Source organism: Desulfobotulus pelophilus (assembly GCF_026155325.1).
Taxonomy (GTDB): domain Bacteria; phylum Desulfobacterota; class Desulfobacteria; order Desulfobacterales; family ASO4-4; genus Desulfobotulus; species Desulfobotulus pelophilus.
In genome coordinates this window covers 57,670-72,410 of sequence record NZ_JAPFPW010000010.1, presented here as the reverse complement: position 1 = coordinate 72,410, position 14,741 = coordinate 57,670, and the positions used below count along the sequence as shown (strand labels likewise).

General features: G+C 53.2%; 12 protein-coding genes. 10 read left to right on the top strand and 2 right to left on the bottom strand.

The window, feature by feature from the left end:
• The first annotated feature begins 8 nt into the window (after positions 1–8).
• The 5 genes from OOT00_RS09810 (at position 9) to hisF (ending at position 6,819) form a co-directional block, all read left to right on the top strand.
• On the top strand, positions 9–917 hold the full coding sequence (locus tag OOT00_RS09810; RefSeq protein WP_265425197.1) for an SDR family oxidoreductase: 909 nt from the start codon (positions 9–11) through the stop codon (positions 915–917).
• Between the two features lie 27 nt (positions 918–944).
• On the top strand, positions 945–3,233 hold the full coding sequence (locus OOT00_RS09805) for an alpha/beta fold hydrolase (RefSeq protein WP_265425196.1): 2,289 nt from the start codon (positions 945–947) through the stop codon (positions 3,231–3,233).
• Between the two features lie 98 nt (positions 3,234–3,331).
• Positions 3,332–4,417 (top strand): patatin-like phospholipase family protein, encoded by a 1,086-nt coding sequence (locus OOT00_RS09800; protein WP_265425195.1) that lies wholly within the window; start codon positions 3,332–3,334, stop codon positions 4,415–4,417.
• Positions 4,418–4,419: 2 nt separating this feature from the next.
• Positions 4,420–5,865: a GntP family permease gene (locus OOT00_RS09795; protein WP_265425194.1), complete on the top strand. Its 1,446-nt coding sequence runs from the start codon at positions 4,420–4,422 to the stop codon at positions 5,863–5,865.
• A gap of 192 nt (positions 5,866–6,057) precedes the next feature.
• Positions 6,058–6,819 carry an imidazole glycerol phosphate synthase subunit HisF gene (gene hisF / locus OOT00_RS09790; RefSeq protein WP_265425193.1) on the top strand — a complete coding sequence of 254 codons (762 nt, stop codon included), beginning with the start codon at positions 6,058–6,060 and terminating at the stop codon, positions 6,817–6,819.
• A gap of 57 nt (positions 6,820–6,876) precedes the next feature.
• On the opposite strand, the gene OOT00_RS16240 is transcribed toward hisF, so the two are convergent.
• The gene (locus tag OOT00_RS16240) at positions 6,877–7,587 is read right to left on the bottom strand and encodes a methyl-accepting chemotaxis protein (protein ID WP_303649942.1); all 711 of its coding nucleotides are present in this window, start codon (positions 7,585–7,587) and stop codon (positions 6,877–6,879) included.
• A gap of 377 nt (positions 7,588–7,964) precedes the next feature.
• Here OOT00_RS16240 and OOT00_RS09775 point away from each other — a divergent pair, with 377 nt between their 5' ends.
• From OOT00_RS09775 to OOT00_RS09755, 5 genes are all read left to right on the top strand, one after another.
• Entirely contained in the window at positions 7,965–9,422 is a 1,458-nt protein-coding gene (locus OOT00_RS09775) for a protein adenylyltransferase SelO (RefSeq protein ID WP_265425192.1), read from the top strand.
• 89 nt (positions 9,423–9,511) lie between these two features.
• Positions 9,512–10,204 carry a superoxide dismutase gene (locus OOT00_RS09770; RefSeq protein ID WP_303649941.1) on the top strand — a complete coding sequence of 231 codons (693 nt, stop codon included), beginning with the start codon at positions 9,512–9,514 and terminating at the stop codon, positions 10,202–10,204.
• A gap of 2 nt (positions 10,205–10,206) precedes the next feature.
• A complete protein-coding gene (locus OOT00_RS09765) occupies positions 10,207–10,650 on the top strand; it encodes a VOC family protein (protein WP_265425191.1) in 444 nt (147 codons plus the stop codon).
• A gap of 42 nt (positions 10,651–10,692) precedes the next feature.
• Complete coding sequence (locus OOT00_RS09760) at positions 10,693–11,208, top strand: GNAT family N-acetyltransferase (RefSeq protein ID WP_265425190.1); 516 nt, start codon at positions 10,693–10,695, stop codon at positions 11,206–11,208.
• A gap of 130 nt (positions 11,209–11,338) precedes the next feature.
• On the top strand, positions 11,339–13,525 hold the full coding sequence (locus tag OOT00_RS09755; protein WP_265425189.1) for a monovalent cation:proton antiporter family protein: 2,187 nt from the start codon (positions 11,339–11,341) through the stop codon (positions 13,523–13,525).
• Positions 13,526–13,594: 69 nt separating this feature from the next.
• Here OOT00_RS09755 and OOT00_RS09750 read toward each other — a convergent pair whose 3' ends face one another.
• Positions 13,595–14,548, bottom strand: coding sequence for a universal stress protein (locus OOT00_RS09750; protein ID WP_265425188.1), 954 nt, complete (start codon positions 14,546–14,548; stop codon positions 13,595–13,597).
• Positions 14,549–14,741 lie beyond the last annotated feature (193 nt).

Sequence of the window (14,741 nt, the reverse complement as noted above, 5' to 3'; positions counted from 1 at the left end):
AGGGATGGATGGAAGGAAAGAATGGCTCGCTTCGTTTTGACGATCAGGTGGTGCTGATCACCGGGGCCGGTGGCGGACTGGGGCGGGCCTATGCCATGGCCTATGCCCGGCGGGGTGCACGGGTGGTGGTGAATGACATTGGTGCCACAAGAAGGGGAGACGGGCATTCCGATGGTCCGGCGGCCTCCGTTGTGGAGGAAATCCGTGCCATGGGCGGAGAGGCTTTTGCCAACACGGATTCCGTGGCGGATCCGGTGGGCGGAGAATCCATGGTGGCTGCGGCGGTGGCGCAGTACGGCCGTCTGGATATTCTGGTGAACAATGCGGGTAATCTCAGGGATGTGAGCCTTGCCCGGATGCAACCCGAAGACTGGGATGCTATTCTTGACGTGCACCTGAAGGGGGCTTTTTGTGTAACAGCCCCGGCTTTCCGCATCATGAAAGATCAAAATTACGGCCGTATCCTGTTTACGACTTCCGCAGCAGGATTGTACGGCAACTTCGGGCAGACCCATTATGCTGCCGCCAAAATGGGACTGGTGGGCCTGATGCAGTCTCTTTGCATAGAAGGCAGAAAGAACGGTATTCAGGCCAATGTGGTTGCACCGCTGGCGGCATCCCGCATGACCGAAGATCTCCTGCCTCCTGAGGTACTGGAAAACATGGACCCTGCCACAGTGGCACCCCTGGTGCTCTGGCTGACCTCTTCCGCATGCACGGAAAGCGGCAGCATCGTTAACATGGGACTTGGCTGCCTGAACCGGGTGCAGCTGGTCACGGGACGGGGTGTGCGCTTTGATGCTACAACACCCCTGCAGCCCGAAGCCATAGCCCGCATGTGGGGTGATGTATTGGATATGAAGGATGCCCGGCCTTTTCCTGACATGAATGCGTTCATTCTGGGCCTTTTCTCCTGACCGTTAACCTTTGTCCACTAAGGAGCTATGAACCGATTCGCTTTCCTTTCCACAACCTTTGCGCTGAAGCGCCTGTATCATCTTTCCAATGCCAGAACCCATATCAGCGGGAAAGAGCATATCCCTCCTGGCCCTGTTATTTTTACGGTGAATCATTTTACCCGGATCGAAACCCTTATCCTTCCCTATCTTCTGGAAGAAATAACGGGTCGCCCCATCTGGTCACTGGCCCACCACTCCCTTTTTACGGGTGCCATGGCCGGTTTTCTGGAGAAGGGGGGAGCTGTTTCCACTGCTGCACCGGACAGGGATCGCCTGATCCTGAAAAGCCTTCTTAAGGGAGACGCCCACTGGGTGATATTCCCCGAGGGCAGTATGGTGAAAAGTAAAAAGGTTGTGGCGGAAGATGCCTTTCTTGTGGACAACGGAGAGGGGAAAAACCGGCCGAAAACAGGAGCGGCCAATCTGGCTTTGCGGGCGGAGTTCTACCGGCAGCGTATCCGTGGCTGTCTTATGAAGAAGGAAAGCCAGAGGGCCGGGGCCATATGTGACATTTTTGATATCATGGATCCGGAAGAGATTGGGGAGCACCCGGTATGCATTGTTCCTGTGAACATAACCTATTACCCTCTGCGGGTAAGGGAAAATGCCCTGAACCGTCTGGCTGCCTTTCTCGTGGATGCTTTGCCCCAGCGGGTCAACGAGGAGCTGATGACAGAAGGCAGCATGCTGCTGGATGGTGTGGATGTGGATATACGGCTGGGGCGTCCTCTGGAAGTAGGAACCTATCTTCAGGATCCTGTCATTACGGCAGACATTGCCAGCCCGAAATTCTTTGGCCCCGATGATGCCATTGCTTCAAGGCAGCTGCTGCGGCAGTCGGCCTTTCAGCTCATGCAGGATTACATGGCAGCCATCTATGCCATGACTACGGTAAACCCGGACCATCTGTTTGCAAGCCTTGTAAGGGAGATGCCCGGCGACATTATTGATATAGAGGATCTTCGCCGAAGGGTCTACCTGGCTGCCGCCCAGAGGCTGGATGCAAAACGTCTCTATCTCCATAAAAGCCTTGATCGCAGCCAGATCCATCTTATCACCGATGACCGATTCGGCCGGTGTGCGGATTTTCTTCGTTATGCCCAGGACAGGGGGGTCCTCAGCCTGACAGAGGATGGAAAGCTGCTGCGCCACAAAGAAAAATTTCAGGCGGATTATGATTTTCATGATATTCGCGTGACCAATCCTATTGCGGTTATGGCTAATGAAATTGAACCATTAAGCATTTTGAGGCCCCATATTCAGCGACTGGCCAGAGAAACGCCATTCCATATCCGGCGCAGACTGGTATCTCATCTTTTGGAAAAAGGTGTCCGCTCTTTTGAGGATAGCCGTAGCCGTTTTGGCACGGATGCGGCTTTGCAGAACAGGGAGGGAGGGCGGCCCTTTCTCCTTGAAGGCAGGCAGGGAAAGATGGGCATTCTCCTTATACATGGTTATCTCGGGGTGCCGGAGCAGATGCGTCATCTGGGAGAAAAGCTGCAGAAAGAGGGGTTCTGGGTTTATGCCCTGCGGCTGCCGGGTCATGGCACCACGCCGGAAGATCTGGAAAAAACAGTGGCCGATGACTGGGAAGAGGCCGTTTTTGAGGGCTATGCCCTGCTCCATGTGCTCTGTGGCCATGTGGCGGTGGCAGGCATTTCTCTCGGGGCTCTTCTGGCCTGCCTGCTGGCAGTCCGGATTCCGGGACTTACGGCTCTCTGTCTTGCGGGGATGCCTGTGAAAATTCAGGATTATCGTCTGTGTGCGGATGAAGATGCCGCATTCTGGGACCGGATTCTTTCCCGTTTCCGGGGAAATAAAAAGAACAGGATGCGCCTGCCCTGCGGTCGGGATGAAGAGATCGTGGGATATGCGGAGCATTCGGAAACCTCCTTCCGGGAACTGGCACGGATGACGGAAAAGGCCGGTGATCAGCTTGGCCTGATTCTTCAGCCCTGTATGGTACTGCAGGCTGCGGAAGATCCCCTTGTGGCCCGGGAAGCGGCAGCGACAGCGTTTCAGCGTCTGAAAACGGATCGCAAGGAGCTGCACCGGGTGGATGGGAAACACCATGATGTTCTGGGAGTCAGGGGCTCGGACAGAGTGCAGGCCATGGTAGTGGATTATTTCGTAGAGTGGGGAAAAACGACGGCAGATCAGTCGGGCAGGGTATTACCTGTGGGGCCGGGTGCCTTTCCGCCGTTTCGCAGAAGGGGGGCGGGCTCCCTTTCTCTTCATGGGAATACAAAAGATGAAACTATCCCCATTCCATGATAGGATCCAAAGGAAATATCACAGGGCATGACAGAGTGAAAAGCAGGTATGGCCTACTGTTTTCTCTGAAGCGTTTACATGGCATAAAGGAGAAACAAATGACCGGAAAAAAAGAGCGTAAGGTTGTGGATCTGGCATTGCAGGGAGGTGGTTCTCACGGAGCCCTGACCTGGGGTGTTCTGGACCGGCTTCTGGATGATGACAGAATCGAGATTGCAACACTGAGCGGCACCAGTGCAGGAGCCATGAATGCGGTGGTGGTTGCCGCCGGCATGGATTGTGGCGGCCGTAAAGGTGCAAGGGAAGCCCTTGAGTATTTTTGGAAAGCAGTGAGCGATGGGGCCATGACCTCACCCATTCAGCGCAGTATCTGGGATCGTCTGACGGACAGTTATTCAATGGAGCGTTCTCCGGGCTATCTTTTTTTTGAACAGCTGAGTCGTCAGTTTTCGCCCTATGAGCTGAATCCCATGAATATCAATCCTCTGAGAGATCTGGTTTCATCCATGGTGGATTTTGACTGCGTAAACCACTGCACGGATATCCGGGTCTTTGTGACCGCAACCAATGTGCGGACGGGCAGGGGGCGTACATTTACCCAGCCGGAGATTTCCGTGGATGCGGTCATGGCCTCTGCCTGTCTGCCCCTTATGTTTCAGGCTGTTGAGATTGACGGAGAAGCCTATTGGGACGGAGGCTATATCGGAAATCCGGCCCTCTATCCCCTGGTGGAGGATACGGCTACACGGGATCTCATTGTGGTGCAGATCAACCCGATGGTCCGGGACACACTGCCGAAGACCAGCCGTGAAATTATTAACAGGATTAATGAAATTACCTTTAACTCCAGCCTTATCAAGGAACTCCGTTCCATTGAACTGCTGCACCAGATTATTGCATCGGCAAAGCTGGATTCCCAGCAATACAGAGATATTTTCGTTCACATCATCCATGCCCACGAAGATTTGAAGGGACTGGAAGCGTCCAGTAAAATGAATGCGGAGTGGTCCTATCTTCAGTATCTCAACAAAAGGGGATGGCAGTGGGCGGATCGTTTTCTTGCCGACCACTTCGAAGATCTGGGGCAGCGATCCACCTTTAATCTGAAAAGTCTTTTCACAGACAGTTTCCAACCCCCGGAAGTGGACGAAACCATGGACGCAGCAAAGAAAGGGAAGGGATAGTCATGCTGGGAATTTCTGTCATTCTTCTGACCCTCGGGCTTCTGATTTATCTTGCCTACCGGGGTATCAGCCTGCTGATTCTTGCCCCCGTGCTGGCAACCTTTGCCGTTGTGGCCAGCCTGGAAGGACGAGTGCTGGCCAGTTATACCCAGATTTTCATGGGTTCCACAGCGGATTTTATTGCCCTGTACTTCCCTGTTTTTCTGCTGGGAGCGGTTTTTGGTAAACTGATGGAGGATTCCGGAAGTGCGGAGGTTCTTGCCAATGCCATCATTGAAAAGCTCGGTACGGGCCGGGCCATTCTGGCCGTGGTGATTTCCTGCGCGGTGATGACCTATGGAGGGGTGTCCCTTTTTGTGGTTGCCTTTGCCGTTTATCCCATTGCCGCCGCACTGTTTCGCCGTGCCGACATCCCTAAAATGCTGATACCCGCCAGTATTGCCCTTGGAGCTTTCACCTTCACCATGACAGCCCTGCCCGGAACGCCTGCCATTCAGAATGCCATTCCCATGCCTTATTTCGGGACCTCTCCCTTTGCCGCGCCCGGTCTGGGGATTATTACGGCCGCGGTTATGTTCAGCCTCGGCATGCTCTGGCTGCAGTTTCGTGCAAAAAAACTGGGTTCCATGGGATACGGGGATCATAAAGATGCAGAATTTATTCCGGACAAGGACCTTCGCGAACGTTCCGCCTGTGAGGGTTTTGATCTGATGGAGCTGCCCGTTGAGGAAAAACCCAAAAATCCGCCATCCGTTCTGGTGGCCGTACTGCCTCTGGTGCTGGTGATAGCCGTGAACCTTGCCGCTACCTTTTGGGTGATTCCGCGAATGGACACGACTTATCTGTCCCAGCCTCTTTACGGCGAGACCGGCATCGATAAGGTAAGGGGTATCTGGTCTGTTATCGCTGCCCTTGTCATCGCCATTGTTCTTCTCATTGTGACCAACAGAAACAGGCTGGGTCATCTGAAACAAACCCTTGATAACGGAGCGAATGCTTCCCTTTTGCCTATTTTTAATACGGCAAGCCTTGTGGGGTTTGGTGCGGTTATCGCCTCGCTGGGTGCTTTTCTGCTTATCCGCGATGGCGTGGTGGGGCTGGGGGGGAATAATCCGCTTATTTCCCTTGCCATTGGAGTGAATGTTCTTGCGGGGATGACGGGTTCGGCTTCGGGAGGTATGAGCATTGCCCTTGCCACTCTGGGAGATACCTATATGCAGATGGCGGAACTCCATGGGATCAGCCCGGATCTTCTCCACCGCGTTACAGCCGTGGCCACAGGCGGTCTGGATACCCTTCCCCATAATGGCGCGGTGATTACACTGCTGGCCATTACGGGACTGACCCATCGCCAGGCCTATTTTGATCTTGCCATGACGGCCATGGTTGTTCCTTTTGTTTCCCTTGTGGTGCTGATTGTTCTTGGAACACTGTTTGGAAGTTTTTGAGAGCTGACAAAAAATGCCGTAAAGCCCGTAAATAGGCTGAGGGTTCCGCCACTGCTGAACCGGTTTTCATGAAGGGCTGCCTCTTTGCGGATTGGGAAGCCGGTATGAAAGTCAGTTTTTTGTTATCTGCAGATGAGAGGCTCATCCGGTAAAGAGGGATGAGCAACGAGGAAAAAATCAGGAGATTTTTCAATGAACGGACAAGTGAGAATTATGCCCTGTCTGGATATGCAGAACGGGCGTGTGGTGAAGGGGGTCCATTTTGTGGATATTCAGGATGCGGGTGATCCCGTGGCCTGCGCCAGGGCCTACTGCGAAAGCGGTGCGGATGAACTGGCCCTTCTGGATATTACTGCCACGGTGGAAGGACGTCAGACCATGCTGAATGTGGTCCGTCGTGTTGCCGAGGTAACCACTGTACCCTTTACCGTGGGAGGCGGCATTGCGGATGTGGCATCGGCAGAGGCGGTTCTGCAGGCCGGTGCGGACAGGGTTTCCCTGAGCAGTGCGGCTTTCAGGAATCCGGGCCTGATACCGGAACTGGTTAGGGCTCTGGGAAGGGAGCGGATTACGCTTGCCATTGATGTGGATCGGAATGCCTCCATGCCCTCGGGTTATGAAGTGTACATCAATGGAGGGCGTACGGCTACGGGCGTGGATGCCGTGGAGTGGGCCAAAAGGGTGGACGATTTTGGCGTGCCGGTGATTCTTCCCACCAGCAAGGCGGGTGACGGAGCCAAAACCGGTTATGACCTGCCCGTTATTCGGGCCATGAAAGCGGCCGTTTCTGCGGAAATTGTGGCATCCGGAGGAGCGGGAACGCTGGAACACTTCCATGAAGCGGTGGACGCGGGAGCCGACATCCTGCTGGCGGCCTCGGTTTTTCACTATGGTCTGATTGCCATTCCGGATCTGAAGGCATTCCTCAGAGAAAAGGGTGTGGCTGTATCCTGATTGCCGGACCCGTGCCGGTGGACAACACCGCACGGGAGCAGCCTGATCAGAGCTTTTTTATTTTTTGCCTGTCCTGTGCCGTGCCACTTTTTTTCCACTGTTCAGCAGCTGATCCAGTGTCTGGACAAGATCCGTGATGGCTTTGGCCGATTTTCCGGTTTCATCGGCAAGGTTTTTTACCTCATCGGCAATGACGGCAAAGCCTTTACCGGCATCACCGGCTCTGGCAGCCTCGATTCTTGCATTGAGACTGAGCATTTTCAGGGTATCCAGAACTTCAAGGATGTTCTGGGTCTGGGCAATGATCTGCTGGCTGGCCATGCCGATGGCAGCCATCTGTTCACGGCGTTTGGTTTCCTCTTCTTTGCGTTGGCTGATATCGGTGATCACCCCTTCCAGAAACAGCATGTCACCATTGTCACTGAAGACGGGTCCTCCGTGTTCATTGACCCATCGTATGCTGCCATCGGCACAGTGAATGCGATAATCCATATCCCAGTTTTCATGTTTTGCCAGAGCCTGCTCTATGGCCTGATCCACCTTTGCGAGATCATCGGCGTGGATAAGGGACACATAGGAGGCCACCCTGTTGTGCAGCAGATCGGCCGGGTTGTATCCTGTGGTTTTTCTTACCATGCCGCTGATAAAGAGCATGGTATAGTTCGGATCGTTCATGCAGCGGTACAGAAAGCCATTCATGCGGCTGGCAACACTTTCAAAGGTTCGGATCATATCTTTTTCCGGAATGGCCGTGTTTTCTGTGTGCATACAGGCTGTCCTTTCGGATGGCGGTCAGGCGGTTTCTGGCCCATGGAACTGATGAAGCCGCATGAAACATAATGGCATGGGGCAGATAAGGTGGAAGCAGGGAAGAAAGAGAAATGATAATGGATGATAATAATATGCTTTTTTTGCCATAGCAAGAAGAAGCTCCGTATATGGCGGCCGGTGCCCGGAAGCGTGTCGTTTTTTGTTGGGGTTTATACTTTTTTCCGGCCACAGCCCCTGCTATAGTCTTTTTTTATACGGAAGCTCCTTTTGTGGCCGGATCTGAAACTGGAGAATGCCAGTGCAGGAAAAAAGGCAGGATTGTTGTACCGGATGCCGGAAAATGTTTGGGGGCTCTGTCGGCCCGAAAGGTTACCATGCCTGTTTTTTCTTTTGATAACAGTTATGCCCGTCTTCCCGATGATTTGTATATGCTGCAGAAACCGCTTGCGGTGAAAGCACCCCGCCTTATCCTTCTGAACAGAGGGCTGATGGCGGATCTGGGTCTGCACCCGGAGTCCCTTGCCGAAGATGAGTGGGCAGGGATTTTCTGTGGCAACAGCCTTCCCGAAGGATCCTGTCCTTTGGCCATGGCCTATGCAGGTCATCAGTTCGGTCATTTTGTTCCACAACTGGGAGACGGAAGGGCCATTCTGCTGGGCGAGGTCAAAGATGACAAGGGAAAGCGGTGGGATATACAGCTGAAAGGGTCGGGTAAAACCCCTTTTTCACGCAATGGGGATGGGCGGGCTCCGCTGGGAGCCGTGCTGCGGGAATATATGATCAGTGAAGCCCTTCATGCCATGGGTATTCCCACAACCCGTTCCCTTGCAGCCGTGCTGACGGGCGAGCCGGTGCACAGGGAAAGCGTTCTGCCGGGCGCTGTGCTGACAAGGGTGGCGGCCAGTCATATCCGGGTGGGGACCTTTGCCGGTTTGGCCGCACGGGATAAGGTCACGGCCCTGCAGATACTTACGGACTATACCCTTGAACGCCATTTCCCTCATTTGGATAAGCAGGTGCCCCCCCATATGGGGCTCCTTCGGGAGGTGCTGAAAGCACAGGCCCGTCTTGTGGCCGCATGGATGCATGTGGGTTTTATTCATGGCGTCATGAATACGGATAATTGTGCCATTTCCGGAGAAACCATTGATTTTGGGCCATGTGCTTTCATGGATGCCTACAGCCCGGCACGGGTGTTCAGCTCCATTGATCATCATGGGCGCTATGCCTATGGCAGGCAACCGGGTATGGCCCACTGGAACCTGGTGCGTTTTGCGGAAAGCCTGCTGCCGCTCATGAATGAAGCAGATATAAAGACAGCCAACGCCATTTTAGCCAGTTTCCCGGATTATTTTCAGGATTGCTGGCTCTCCGGCATGGGGAAAAAACTGGGATTCAGAACACGGCAGCCGGAAGACATGGCACTGGCACAGGATCTTCTGGGAATGATGCATGCCAATTCTGTGGATTTCACCATCGGTTTCCGTAGTCTGTGCGATCTGGCGGAATCTCCGCAGGACAGTGTTTTTCCGGGTCTTTTCAGGGACAGGGAGGCTGTGCAGCAATGGGTGCAAAGGTGGCAGCATCGGCTGAACAGGGAAGGGGGAAAGGAGAGGGCCGCTTCCATGCGGAGTGTGAACCCCTTGTATATTCCACGAAATCACAGGGTGGAGGCGGCACTGAAAGCAGCGGAAAAGGAAGGGGATTTTTCATTGTTTCATTCCCTTCTGACTGTGGTGTCGAATCCCTTTGAAAAAAAGGAAGGTTGGGAGGAATATGCCCTGGCTCCTGCACCGGAGGAGGTGGTTCACCGTACTTTCTGCGGTACCTGACAGAATAATCAGGCAGTATTTCAGGGCTTTGCCCGTAAACAAAACAGCATTTCCGGGACAGGGTTCCGGGGTGCGATAAAGGAGGAATGATGCGTATCTGGTCTGGTTGTATCTGTGCGGTTTTTCTGCTTATGGTGTCCTGTTCCGGCGGTAGTGATGGTGTGTCGGGCCTGAAGTTTGAAGCCTTGCCCTATGCCTTGGATGCCCTGGAGCCCCACATTGATGCGGAAACCATGAAAATTCACTATGAACAGCATCACAGGGCATATTTCGACAGAATGAAAGAAGCCGTGAAGGGAACGGCCTTTGCTAACCGTTCCCTGGAAACCCTTCTGGCTCAGGCAGGCAAGCTGCCCGATGCTTTACGGAATAATGCGGGTGGACATTACAACCATGCTTTTTTCTGGAAGAGTATGTCTCCGGATGGTGGGGGGGTGCCTCAGGGCAGGCTTGCGGAACGGATTGATCAGGACTTCGGTTCTTTTGAAAGAATGCAGCAGGCTTTCAATGGGGCTGCCCTTTCCCGTTTTGGCAGCGGATGGGCCTGGTTGTGTGTGGATGCCAATGGATCCCTTTTTGTCACTTCAACACCGAATCAGGATAATCCCCTGATGGATACGGTGAAAAAAAGAGGGACACCCATTCTGGGGCTGGACGTGTGGGAGCATGCCTATTATCTCCAGTATCAGAGCGGAAGGGGACATTATATTGATGCGTTCTGGCATGTGGTGAACTGGCCGGAGGTGGCAGAACGACTGGAGCGAATCCGGAATAAGGCATAGCCATGATTTCATGTATGGATCACCTCAATATTGTTGTGACGGATCTGGAAAGGTCACTGACATTTTTTGAGATTCTGGGCTTCCGTTCTGTGATGACCTCGGATCTGGATGCGACTTTTCTGGAAAAGGTGACAGGTCTTGCCGGGCGGAAGGGTCGTTTTGTGGCCATGGAGCATGAAGGATCTGCCATGCGGCTGGAACTTTTGCAGTATACTCCTCCGGAAGAGATTCCCCGGAATATTTCACTGGCCACCCAGCCCGGTTTCCGTCATCTGGCCTTTCAGGTGGAGGATATGGAAGGGTGTGTAAAGGCTCTGAAGGCTCACCATGTTTCTTTTCTCAGTCCGGTTCAGACATGGGAGAAAACCGGCAAGAAGCTTGTCTATTTTCTGGGGCCGGACGGAATTCTGATGGAGCTCTGTCAGTATCCGGATGGGAAGCGGTGAGAGGCTCTTTTTTCTGCGGTGGGATGAAAGCAGGAAATTTGGTTGTCAATCCGAAAAAAGATGATGGGGCAGATGGATATTGCAGCCGTACAAACTCCGGAAGAAATAGAAACGGTGAAAGAGCTTTTCAGGGAGTATCAGTCATTCCTGAAGGTGGATCTCTGTTTTCAGGATTTTGAGAAAGAACTGGCAGGCCTTCCCGGTGCCTATGCCTCTCCCGAGGGAATTCTGCTCCTTGGCAGAGATCAGGGCCATGTGTGTGGCTGCGCTGCCCTGCGATCCTGCCCCGCTGCCGGCGAAGAGGCTTGCGAGATGAAACGTCTCTATGTCCGCCCCCATGCACGGGGGCGGGGGCTGGGCAGGGATATGGCTGTCCGATTGATTCGTGAAGCCCGTGCATCGGGTTATCGGATGATGGTGCTGGATACCCTGGACAGGCTGGCTGCTGCCATGGAGCTGTATACGGGCCTTGGTTTTGAACAGACAGACCCTTATTATCATAATCCTCTGTCTGGTGTGGTGTACTGGAGGCTGGATCTGACAGAATGCAGTCCATGAAACGTTTTTTTGAGTTCCATGTTTTGCAGGGCTGTGTCTGTGAATGAGAAAATATGCGGATTTTCCTTACCAAGACCTCTGTGTTCTTCAGGGGTTTTTGTATGATGAAAACAGAGATGCAATATGACGTATGGGAACAACACTTATATGGGAGTATGGTATGACCAGCGGCAGTTCTTTTGTGGAAATTGCAGCTATCCTCAGTCTGGCAACCCTTGCGGGTCTTATCGGTCAGAAGCTGCGTCAGCCTCTGATTATCATGTTTCTGGCAACGGGTATTCTTGCGGGTCCATCCTGCTTTGGCATCATACACAGTTACGAGCAGATTGAGCTGCTGGCTGAGATAGGTATTGCCTTGCTGCTGTTTATTGTCGGGCTCAAGCTGGATCTTCAACTGATCCGCACCACAGGCCCGGTGGCATTGGCAACGGGCCTGGGACAGATTATTTTCACCTCCGTCATTGGGTTTTTCATCGCACTGGCCCTGGACATGAACTGGCTTAGTGCGGCCTATGTGGCTGTGGCCCTGACTTTTTCCAGCACCATCATTATTGTCAAGCTCCTTTCCGATAAAAAAGAGATAGACTCCCTTCACGGGCAGATAGCCATCGGTTTTCTGATTATTCAGGACATTGCCGCCATACTGGCCCTTGTGGCTCTCACGACCTTTGGTTCTTCCCTCACCACGGAAGAGGGAGCATGGCTTTCCACTTTTTTCATTGTTGCGAAAGGATTCGGTTTTTTAGGCTGTATTGCCCTTACCATGAAATATGTTCTGCCTATTCTGGTCCGGCGTCTGGCCCATTCTCTGGAGCTTCTGACCCTTTTTGCCATTGCATGGGCGGTTTTTCTGGGCGCTGCCAGTGAAGTGCTGGGCTTCAGCAAGGAAGTGGGCGCATTTCTGGCCGGTGTCTCTCTTGCGCCAACGGATTACAGGGAGTCCATAGGTGCAAGACTGACGGGCCTGAGGGACTTCCTTCTGCTCTTTTTTTTCATCGATCTGGGGGCGCGTCTGGAGTGGGATATGGTTGGGTCCCAGCTGGGCGCAGCCATTGTTTTTTCCATTTTTGTTCTCATCGGAAATCCCCTGATTGTTCTCATTATCATGGGCTATATGGGGTACCGTCGGCGTACATCTCTGCTGGCGGGCTTAACGGTGGCACAGATCAGTGAGTTTTCCCTTATCGTGGCGGCCCTTGGCTTAAGTATCGGGCATATAAGCGGTGAAACCGTGGGGCTGATTACCCTGGTAGGAGTTGTCACCATTTTTCTTTCCACGTATATGATTTTATATTCCTCCTCACTGTATGAGTTTTTCTCAGAACCCCTAAAAATTTTTGAGCGCTCCATTCCATACAGAGAGATGGCCATTGACACATCGGAGGACAGCGGTGATGTGGATGTTATTCTTGTGGGGCTGGGGAATTATGGCAGCGGTCTGGCGGATTACCTGCTGCGCAGGGAAAAGTCTGTTTTATGTGTGGATTTCGATCCGGTCGTACTGGATCGCTGGCGGGAGCGCGGAGTTCCCGTGCTGTACGGAGACATCGCAGATCCGGATATGCATGAGCATCTTCCTCTGAACAGAACCCGATGGGTGCTCAGTACGGTCCGTTCCAGAGAAATGAATCTGGCTCTGGCCCATAACCTCAAAGAATCCGGTTATACGGGAAAGCTGGCCATGACAGCACTGTCCGAGAGAGAGGCCGGAGAATTTGAAAAAGCTGGTGCTCATCTTGTTTTCCGGCCCTTCAAGGATGCCACGGAGCAGGCAGCAGATGCCCTGACCTACGCTATGGATTTTCTCCCTGAAAATATTGACTGGCCTGTTTCCTTTCTGGAGGTACGGGTGCAGTCCGATGCTACGGCAGCGGGGCAGCTGATCAGGGATATTCCCTTGCGGTCTCTCACCGGAGTTTCCATTATCGCTGTGAGCAGGGGGGGGGGCATCCATTATGATCCCGGACCTGAGTTCAGAATTTTTCCGGGAGACCGGCTGCTCATTGTTGGACCGCCTGCTGGCTTGAAGGAAGCAGGAAGGGTTCTCAACCAGCTGGATGTTCGGAAAGGCTCGGAGCTTGCCGACCGTTTTGAAATTGCAGAACTCTTGGTGGCAGGAGATTCTGTTCTTGCGGGGCAGTCCATCGGAGAGGTCCGTTTCCGGCAAAGTTATGGTGTTACCCTTGTGGGAATCCGTCGCGACAGGGAGAAGATTACGGCTGTTCAGCCTGCGGAAAAGCTGCTGGGAGGAGACAGGCTGATTGTGATTGGTACCAGTCGGGTTATAGGGCAGCTGCAACTTCAGGGGGCGCTCTGATGGTTGTGCCCGGTTCTTTTTTTATCGGTGGGGGAAGACGGCTGCCAGCCTGGCATGGATGCCCCTCTGTCAGGGCCAGACCGTGGAATTTTCAGGCACAATCCATATGGTCTGGTCCCTTGACAATTCCACAAGCTTTTCTCCTACCCTGCCGACCAGAAAATCCTGCATCCTTGAAAGCCCCCTTCGGCCGACCATGATGGTACCCCAGGCATTTTTTTCCGCTATGTCGAGAAGGCCAAGGGAACGGTTCATGTACCCTTCCGCAATGAGACAGTCGATGCTGTCTTTGCGGAAGTGGTTGTCTTGCAGTATCTGAGCCGCTTTTTGCAGGGCCGACTCCATTTTTCCATACCGGTCTTTTGACTGTGCTTCCCGCAGGATGCCTGCTGCCACTTCATGGGAAGGGCAGGGAAAGGGAAGCTGGGTGCGGGCAATGTGGCGGATATGGATGTATCTGTCTGAATCGGCGAAAAGACTGGCTGCAAGACGCAGGCAGCGGCGGGAGTCCCGTGAATTGTCAAAGCCGATGAGTATATGCCGGGTTTCAAGGCTTTCTGACACCAGCACAAGGGGAATCTGCTGGATACGCGCAACCAGCCTGCGGCTTATGTTGCCTATGGGAAGACGGGGAAGATTGGTGACACCTTTGCGGCCAGCAAAAACGGCGGCATATCCATCCGTGCTTTCCGAAAGAATATCACGGGCAATTCCCTCTTTTCGTTTCTGCATTTTGATGGATATGTGCTTCCTTGCAAAACCAGCATCCACAAAAGTCTGACGTGCTGCCTCCAGTATGGTGGCAAAGCATTGTTTCTGCCGCCTGTTCCATTCCATAAGGGCGTCCTCGCTGCCCAGCCTTTCCGGTTCGGAATAAATATCCCAGAGGGAGTCCGGTATATCCGATTCCACAAGAAAGAGAACGATTTCAGAGCGGTCCGCCGGCAGCATGGCAGCGGCATAACGGGTAGCTGCCATAGAAGGACCGGATCCATCAAGGGCGATCAGATATGTATGTTTCATCCAGAGGTCCTTTTCGCTGCACGTAATTCGGTTTGAGTATCATTCATGTCTGACGTGCCTTTCCAATGCACAGGCAGTGCCATACCCGGATGGGTGATTTTATTGCGGATAGGATCTGTTCGCGGAAAGGAGCGGAGAAAGGGATGTCTGTTTTCCTGCCATTCTGTAAAGCCTTGCTTCAGGTGAGCTAAGC

Bases quoted from the DNA above. Each gene is read 5' to 3' on its own strand.
- OOT00_RS09770 (WP_303649941.1), top strand. From the start codon at position 9,512: ATGCGTATCTGGTCTGGTTGTATCTGTGCGGTTTTTCTGCTTATGGTG.
- OOT00_RS09810 (WP_265425197.1), top strand. From the start codon at position 9: ATGGAAGGAAAGAATGGCTCGCTTCGTTTTGACGATCAGGTGGTGCTG.
- OOT00_RS09750 (WP_265425188.1), bottom strand. From the start codon at position 14,548: ATGAAACATACATATCTGATCGCCCTTGATGGATCCGGTCCTTCTATG.
- hisF (WP_265425193.1), top strand. From the start codon at position 6,058: ATGAACGGACAAGTGAGAATTATGCCCTGTCTGGATATGCAGAACGGG.
- OOT00_RS09755 (WP_265425189.1), top strand. From the start codon at position 11,339: ATGGGAACAACACTTATATGGGAGTATGGTATGACCAGCGGCAGTTCT.
- OOT00_RS09805 (WP_265425196.1), top strand. From the start codon at position 945: ATGAACCGATTCGCTTTCCTTTCCACAACCTTTGCGCTGAAGCGCCTG.
- OOT00_RS09800 (WP_265425195.1), top strand. From the start codon at position 3,332: ATGACCGGAAAAAAAGAGCGTAAGGTTGTGGATCTGGCATTGCAGGGA.
- OOT00_RS09795 (WP_265425194.1), top strand. From the start codon at position 4,420: ATGCTGGGAATTTCTGTCATTCTTCTGACCCTCGGGCTTCTGATTTAT.
- OOT00_RS16240 (WP_303649942.1), bottom strand. From the start codon at position 7,587: ATGCACACAGAAAACACGGCCATTCCGGAAAAAGATATGATCCGAACC.
- OOT00_RS09775 (WP_265425192.1), top strand. From the start codon at position 7,965: ATGCCTGTTTTTTCTTTTGATAACAGTTATGCCCGTCTTCCCGATGAT.
- OOT00_RS09765 (WP_265425191.1), top strand. From the start codon at position 10,207: ATGATTTCATGTATGGATCACCTCAATATTGTTGTGACGGATCTGGAA.